This is a genomic window from Pedomonas sp. (assembly GCF_036515995.1).
Taxonomy (GTDB): domain Bacteria; phylum Pseudomonadota; class Alphaproteobacteria; order Sphingomonadales; family Sphingomonadaceae; genus Pedomonas.
In genome coordinates this window covers 1-6,949 of record NZ_DATBUP010000136.1, presented here as the reverse complement: position 1 = coordinate 6,949, position 6,949 = coordinate 1, and the positions used below count along the sequence as shown (strand labels likewise).

7 protein-coding genes and 1 tRNA gene are annotated in these 6,949 nt (G+C 67.3%); 5 read left to right on the top strand and 3 right to left on the bottom strand.

Annotated elements, in window-relative coordinates; all coding sequences use genetic code 11:
• A partial coding sequence (locus VIG90_RS10430; RefSeq protein WP_331593449.1) for an aminoglycoside adenylyltransferase domain-containing protein occupies positions 1 to 523 on the top strand: 523 nt, incomplete at its 5' end.
• Positions 524 to 624: 101 nt separating this feature from the next.
• On the opposite strand, the gene VIG90_RS10425 is transcribed toward VIG90_RS10430, so the two are convergent.
• Both VIG90_RS10425 and VIG90_RS10420 read right to left on the bottom strand, forming a co-directional pair.
• The gene (locus VIG90_RS10425; RefSeq protein ID WP_331593448.1) at positions 625 to 2,838 is read right to left on the bottom strand and encodes a xanthine dehydrogenase family protein molybdopterin-binding subunit; all 2,214 of its coding nucleotides are present in this window, start codon (positions 2,836 to 2,838) and stop codon (positions 625 to 627) included.
• 2 nt (positions 2,839 to 2,840) lie between these two features.
• Complete coding sequence (locus VIG90_RS10420; RefSeq protein WP_331593447.1) at positions 2,841 to 3,311, bottom strand: (2Fe-2S)-binding protein; 471 nt, start codon at positions 3,309 to 3,311, stop codon at positions 2,841 to 2,843.
• 141 nt (positions 3,312 to 3,452) lie between these two features.
• Between VIG90_RS10420 and VIG90_RS10415 the strand changes: the two genes are divergently transcribed.
• The 4 genes from VIG90_RS10415 to VIG90_RS10400 all read left to right on the top strand — a co-directional run bounded on the left by VIG90_RS10415 (position 3,453) and on the right by VIG90_RS10400 (position 6,526).
• Positions 3,453 to 3,537 (top strand) — tRNA-Leu (locus VIG90_RS10415).
• A gap of 299 nt (positions 3,538 to 3,836) precedes the next feature.
• Complete coding sequence (mgtE, locus tag VIG90_RS10410; RefSeq protein WP_331593446.1) at positions 3,837 to 5,252, top strand: magnesium transporter; 1,416 nt, start codon at positions 3,837 to 3,839, stop codon at positions 5,250 to 5,252.
• Between the two features lie 12 nt (positions 5,253 to 5,264).
• Entirely contained in the window at positions 5,265 to 6,053 is a 789-nt protein-coding gene (locus VIG90_RS10405) for a response regulator (RefSeq protein ID WP_331593445.1), read from the top strand.
• On the top strand, positions 6,050 to 6,526 hold the full coding sequence (locus VIG90_RS10400) for a DUF1489 domain-containing protein (RefSeq protein WP_331593444.1): 477 nt from the start codon (positions 6,050 to 6,052) through the stop codon (positions 6,524 to 6,526). The genes VIG90_RS10405 and VIG90_RS10400 overlap by 4 nt, the downstream gene beginning before the upstream one ends.
• Positions 6,527 to 6,550: 24 nt before the next feature.
• On the opposite strand, the gene VIG90_RS10395 is transcribed toward VIG90_RS10400, so the two are convergent.
• A partial coding sequence (locus VIG90_RS10395; protein ID WP_331593443.1) for a GIN domain-containing protein occupies positions 6,551 to 6,949 on the bottom strand: 399 nt, incomplete at its 5' end.

The following is a 6,949-nucleotide window of genomic DNA, read 5'->3' as shown; positions in this document are numbered from 1 at the left end:
GATGGTGTTCGTGGAGTCGGAGATCTCCGCTTCTGATTTTCCCGTTCAGGCCGAGTTCGTTTACGGCGAATGGCTGCGGGATGGCTTCGAGGCCGGGGCGGTGCCGCAGCCGGTGCGCGATCCGGAGCACACGCTGGTGCTGGCGCAGGCCAAGCGGGAAGCGCAGGCGTTGTTTGGCCCGCAAGCGTCTGACCTGCTGCCGGACATCCCGTTGGAGCAGGTGCGCACGGCGATGCGAGAGGCGCTGCCGGGGCTGATGGGCGGATTGCACGGGGACGAGCGCAACGTGTTGCTGACCCTTGCCCGGATGTGCCGGACGGCCGTGACGGGGGAGTTCGTCACCAAGGACGCAGCCGCCGCATGGGCGATGCCGCAACTGACCGGAGAGGTGGCCGCAACGCTGGGGCTGGCATGCGCGGGGTATCTGGGCCGGGTGGAAGATGACTGGGTAAAACGGCAGGAGGCTGCGCAGCGAACGGCGGATGAGCTGTGCCGGCGGGTGGTCGAGTTGCTGAGGGAGTAAGGAAAAACGCCGACCCGCTGGAGGGCGGATCGGCGTTTTTCGGTGGTTGAGCGGTTGTCTGGCCGTTCAATCAGACGAGGCTTCTGACTGTCTGATGGTTTTCAGGCTAAAGCCTGATCGGCAAACGGCAGCTTGGTGAACCACTTGCCGGTGGCGGCGGCGATGGCGTTGGCGACGGCGGGTGCGGCAGGGGGCACGCCGGGCTCGCCGACGCCGGTGGGGGCTTCGGCGGAGGGGACGATGTACACTTCCACGTCCTTCGGCATGGTGCTCATGCGCAGCACCTGATAGCCGTCGAAATTGGCCTGCTCGACCACGCCGCCGTCCAGCGTCACTTCGCTGTGCAGCGCCGCGCCAAGGCCGAAGCCGATGCCGCCTTCCATCTGGGCCGCGATGACGTCCGGGTTGACGGCGACGCCGCAGTCAACGGCGCAGACGATGCGCTCGACCTTGTAGTCCTTGCCGTCCCAGCTGATCTCGGCGACCTGCGCCACGTAGGAGCGGAACGACTCCTGCACCGCAACGCCGCGGAAGCGGCCCTTGGGCAGGGGCTTGTCCCACCCGGCCTTCTCGGCGGCGAGCTTCAGCACATTGGCGAGGCGCGGGTGGTTGCCGAGCAGCTTCAGGCGGAAGGCGACGGGGTCCTGCCCGGCGGCCTTGGCCAGCTGGTCGATCATCACTTCCTTGACGTAGGCGTTGTGGGTGTGGCCGACCGAGCGCCACCAGAGGACGGGCACGCCGACCTTGGGGTTGACCCAGTCCATGCGGGCGGCAGGCAGGGTGTACTGCTCCAGCGCGTGACCCTCGACGGCACCGTTGTCCGGCTTGCCGGGGGCCTCGAACGGGGTGCCTGCCATGAGGCTCTGATGGACGAGCGTCTGGGTCCAGCCGACGATGTTGCCCTTGGCGTCGAGGCCCGCCTTCACCTTGTGGACGGCCATGGGACGGTAGTAGCCGCCCGCCAGATCGTCCTCGCGGGTCCAGACGAGGCGCACCGGATACTTGCCGCCGGTGGCCTTCAGCACGTGGGCGAGTTCGCTCACGTAGTCGGACTGGAAGTTGGCGCGGCGGCCGAAGCTGCCGCCCGACGCGATGGTGTTGAGCCCGACCTTCTCCGGCGGGAGGCCCAGCGCCTTGGCGGCGTTCTGCTGGTCGAGCGTCTGGAACTGGAAGCCGGCGGTCAGCTCCGCGCCGTCCTTCGTCACCCGGCCCCAGGCGGTCAGCGGCTCCATGGGAGCGTGGGCGAGGTAGGGAAACTCGAAGCTGGTCTCGATGACCTTGGCGGCGGACTTGAGCGCGGCCTCCGGGTCGCCGATGGTCAGCACTTCCATGGCGTTGGGGGCCTTGGCACCCTGCTCGGCGAGCTGGCGGAATTCGGCGAACAGCTCGGCGCTGCCGCGCTTCTCGGCCTTGCTCTCGTCCCACTCGATGGTAAGCGCCTCGCGGCCCTTGAGGGCGGCCCAGGTGTTCTTTGCCACGACGGCAATGCCGCTGGGCACCTGAACCACGTCAACGACGCCCGGCACGGCCCTGGCGGCGGCGCCGTCAAAGCTCTTCACCGTGCCGCCGAAGCGGGGGGCGCGCTGGATGACGGCGGTGAGGGTGCCCTCGGGCGCGACGTCGATGCCGAAGGTCTGCTGGCCGGTGGACTTGGCGGCGCTGTCGAGCCGGGTCAGCTTCTTGCCGATGAGCTTGAAGTCCTTCGGGTCCTTCAGCGCGACCTCGGCGGGGATCTTCTCCTTGGCGGCGGCAGTGGCGAGCGCGCCGAAGGTGGCTTCCTTACGGCTGGCGGCATGGCGGACGACGCCGCGCTCGACGGTGATCTCGGAGGCGGGCACGCCCCACTGGCGGGCGGCGGCGGAGACCAGCATGGCGCGGGCGGTGGCCCCGGCGCGGCGCAGCTGCTCCCACGAGTTGAAGATGGCGGTGGAGCCGCCGGTGCCCTGAATGCCGCCGATGCCAGTGTTGCCGTACTTCTTCATGTCGGCAGGCGCGCCCTCGGCCCGCATCTGCGACCAGTCCGCGTCCAGCTCTTCGGCAACGATGGTGGGCAGGCCGGTCCAGACGCCCTGACCCATTTCCAGGTGCTTGACGAGGACGGTGACGGTGTTGTCCGGGCTGATGCGGATGAAGGGCGTCGCCTCAAGGCCGGTGCCGGTGACGAGGCCGGCGGATTCGGCGGCGCGGGCAGCCGAATCGGGCAGCAGCGCCAGCGTGAGGCCCGCACCGGAGAGGGCGAGGAACAGGCGGCGGTTGAGCCGGGGGGCGGCGGCTGCGTCAGACGCCTTGGGCAGGTTCAGCTTGTCGAAATACATGCTCAGGCCTCCTTCGCGGCAGGCAGGCTTGCGGCGGCGGCCTTGATGGCCTTGCGGATGCGCACGTAGGTGGCGCAGCGGCACAGGTTGCCGTCCATGGCGGCGTCGATGTCGTCATCAGACGGCTGCGGCGTTTCGCTGAGCAGCGCGACGGCGGACATGATCTGGCCCGACTGGCAGTAGCCGCACTGGGGCACGTCGATCTCCTGCCACGCTTTGGTGACGGCGGCGGCGACCGGGCCGTCCAGCCCTTCGATGGTGGTGATGGCGGAGTCGCCCGCGCCGCTGACCGGGAACTGGCAGGACCGCACGGGCTGGCCATCGACATGCACGGTGCAGGCGCCGCACTGGGCCATGCCGCAGCCGAACTTGGTGCCGGTGAGCTTCAGGTCATCGCGCAGGACCCAGAGCAGGGGGGTATCGGGATCAACGTCCAGCTGGCGCTGCTGGCCGTTTACGGTGAGCGTGATCATGAGCGTGTCCGTGAAATCGTGTTCTGAAATGGGGTCTTGCCCTTGGCCGGAGAGTGCCACGTCAGAAAAATTGCAACAAGGCGTATCTGGGTATTGAACAGGGGGTCGTGTTTGGTTATACGCCCTCCACCCCAAGATCGTGCGGTCGTGGCGGAATTGGTAGACGCGCAGCGTTGAGGTCGCTGTGGGGCAACCCGTGGAAGTTCGAGTCTTCTCGACCGCACCATTGCTCTTCTGAGCAAGTCAGTCTTGTCGGATCGCGCTGAGGCGGAAACGCCGAAGCGGCTACCAACGATCCGAACGGTACTCTCCGGAAAATTACAACTCCCAGAAATACAGTTTAAGAATTGAATGGCACCAGCTGGGTGATGCGCGTCATCACGAGACAAGCTGGGCGTTTTTCCGTTTCCGATCCGCAGGTTGGAGCGTTTTCCTGACGGGCCGGGCATGACCGCCTGCCAGAAACGATCTAAAGAATGATGGTTAGAGGGTTTCCTTGGATCGTCGAGGGGTTATAAGCCGGACATGACCGACCAGCCGGACATTCAGATTGGCCCTGACGACGAAGCGCCTCGCGAGGTGCTCGAAGGCGGCCGTCTGCGCCGGGACTTCATTGCCGACGTGCTGGACGCGGTCGAGCAGAACGACGCGGGCCGGGTGCTGGAACTGGTCGACCCGCTCCACCCCGCCGACGTTGCCGACCTGATCGAGATCGTGGGCGCCGACTGCCGGGCGCGGCTGGTCTCCATGCTGGGCGACCGGCTGGACGCGGACACCATCGCCGAACTCAACGACTGGGTGCGCGACGAGGTCATCGAGGTCATGGGACCGACCGACCTCGCCAATGTGGTGACCCAGCTCGACACCGACGACGCGGTTGCGATCATCGAGGATCTGGAGGCGGACCAGCAGGAGCAGGTGCTCAGCGCCATGCCCGCGCAGGACCGCGCCGCCATCGAGGAGGCGCTGACCTATCCGGAGGATTCGGCGGGCCGCCTGATGCAGCGCGACCTGATCGCGGTGCCGGAATACTGGACGGTGGGCCAGCTCATCGACTTCCTGCGGGAAAAGCAGGATCTGGCGACCGACTTCTGGGAAATCTTCGTGGTGGACCCCAGCTACCGGCCGGTGGGGACCATCCGCCTGTCATGGGTGCTGCGCTCCCCGCGCTCGGTGCTGGTGGCGGACCTGATGCAGCGCGAGCAGAACCTCATTCCGGTGGACATGGACCGGGAAGAACTGGCGCTGCGCTTCCAGAAATACGCGCTGATCTCGGCGGCGGTGGTGGATGGCGCGGGCCGTCTCGTCGGCATGATCACCGTCGATGACGTGGTGCACATCATCTCGGAGGAAGCACAGGAAGACGTGCTGAAGTTCGCGGGCGCGGGCGAGGGCGACATCAACGAGCCCGTTCTCAGCACCGTTGCGACCCGCAGCAAGTGGCTGGTGGTGAACTGCGGCACGGCGATTCTGGGCTCGCTCGTGATCGCGCTGTTCGAGGCGAGCATCGAGAAGCTGGTGGCGCTGGCGATTCTCATGCCGATCGTGAGTTCGCTGGGCGGCAACGCGGGCACCCAGACCATGGCGGTGGCCGTGCGGGCGCTGGCGACCGGCCAGCTGACGGCGGGCAACATGGCGCGCATGGTGGGACGCGAGATCAAGGTGGCGCTGCTGAACGGCCTGCTGCTGGCGGTGGTGCTGTGCGTGCTGACGGCGCTGTACTTCCAGTCCGTGGGGCTGGGGCTGGTGATCGGCGTGGCGACGGTGGTGAACATCATCATCGCGGGGCTTGCGGGCGTGCTGGTGCCGCTGGGCATGAACCGGCTCAAGATCGACCCGGCGGTGGCGTCATCGGTGTTCGTGACCATGACGACGGACGTGATGGGCTTCCTCGGCTTCCTGGGGCTGGCAACCGCCGTGGGCCTCGCCAACCTTCAATAAGCGGCATTCGGAATGACGTCTGTGCCCTCGGTTCTGCTGGTTGACGACGAACCGCTGGTGATGCGGCTGATGGCGCGCGTGATCGAGACCATGGGGCTGGAAGCGCGCTTCGCCGCCAATGGCATGGAGGCGCTGGAAGAGGCGCAGCAACGCCCGCCCGCGCTCATTCTGACCGACTATTACATGCCGGGCCTCTCGGGCGTGGATCTGGCCGGCGCGCTCAGGCGGGAGGGGTTGAAGACGTGCCCGGTCATTCTCATCAGCGGGGATGACGACAACGCCATCGTGCGCGGCGGGCTGACCGGCGGCGTTGATGATTTTCTGGTGAAGGGCATGCCGTTCGGCGTGCTGATGGACCGGGTGCGGTTCTGGACGAAGGGGCCGTTCCGCGCGCTGCCCGAGCATATCCGCCGCGCGGCACTGGAGGCGATGGAGCGGCTGGAGCCGGTGGCCATGCCGGTGCAGCGGTTGCGCGAGACCAACGCGGCGCTGGTGGACCGGGCGGTGATCGTGATGGCGGACCAGCTGCTGGCCGCGCCGGAGGGTTTCGGCCGGACACCGGTGGAGCGGGTGCGGTTTCTGGCGGTGCTGGATCAGGTGCTGGCCATTCAGGCGCGCACCAGCCTTGCCGCCCAGCTGCAGCGCGTGGACGCGCTGGTGGCGGTGGTGCAGCGGCTGGGGCTGCCGTGGGGCGAGGAATTGCTGACGACGGAGATGCCCCGGCTGGCGGATTTGCGGAGCGACGACCTGGCCTTTGCCCATGCCGCCGCCACGCTGAGTGTGAGAGTGAGTGTGCAATGACGGTCCATCTGATCAAGATGGCGGTCGGGATCGACAGCCTTGAGGAATTGCAGGAGTACCAGCGCGGCTCCGCCCGGAAATGGGAGGGCGCGAAGGCCGACGGCCGCATGGTATGCCGCCACCGCACCCGCCACGGGCCGAAGCGCGAGGCGGAGCTGCTGGACGGCGGCTCGCTCTACTGGGTGATCAAGCGGCAGGTGACGGCGCGTCAGGCGATCGTGGGGTTCGAGCCGCTGGAGATCGAGGGCCAGACCCACTGCATCATCTTGCTGGACCCGGACGTGATCCCGGTGCTGCCGCAGCCGCGCCGCCCGCATCAGGGCTGGCGGTATCTGGAAGAGGCGGATGCGCCGATGGATCTGGGCGCTGCGGGCGGAGGCGGCGCAGGGGCTGCGCTGAGCGGCGGCGTGACCGGGCTTGCGGACCTGCCGCCCGCGCTCCTGAAGGAGCTGCGGGCGCTGTGTCTGGTGTAAGCGGTCTGGTGTAAGGGCCGGGCCTTACTTGCTGGCGACGTAGGTGATGTCTCCCGCGCCGAGGACCGAGCGCGAGCGGTTCACCGGGTTGCCGTAAACGTTGATGCTGCCCGCGCCCATGATGCGGGCGGAGAAATCCCGCGAGGCATAGGCGGAGACGTCTCCCGCGCCCGCGATCTTCACGGCGACGGCCTCGCACTTGAAGTTCTTCGCGTCGATGTCGCCCGAGCCGGCCAGATTGATGTTGAGCGCCTTGCAGGTGCCGGTCGCGTCGATATTGCCGCTGCCTGCGATCTTCAGCTCGAGATCACCGGCCTTCAGGTCCTTGAAGGTCACGTCTCCCGCGCCCGTCAGGCTGAACGAGGTCAGGTTCGGCATGCGGATGGTGACGGTGGCGATGTCCGACTTCACGCGCAGGCTTTC

Coding starts and splice junctions, on each gene's coding strand:
- VIG90_RS10405 (WP_331593445.1), top strand. CDS start 5,265: ATGACGTCTGTGCCCTCGGTTCTGCTGGTTGACGACGAACCGCTGGTG.
- VIG90_RS10420 (WP_331593447.1), bottom strand. CDS start 3,311: ATGATCACGCTCACCGTAAACGGCCAGCAGCGCCAGCTGGACGTTGAT.
- VIG90_RS10425 (WP_331593448.1), bottom strand. CDS start 2,838: ATGTATTTCGACAAGCTGAACCTGCCCAAGGCGTCTGACGCAGCCGCC.
- VIG90_RS10400 (WP_331593444.1), top strand. CDS start 6,050: ATGACGGTCCATCTGATCAAGATGGCGGTCGGGATCGACAGCCTTGAG.
- mgtE (WP_331593446.1), top strand. CDS start 3,837: ATGACCGACCAGCCGGACATTCAGATTGGCCCTGACGACGAAGCGCCT.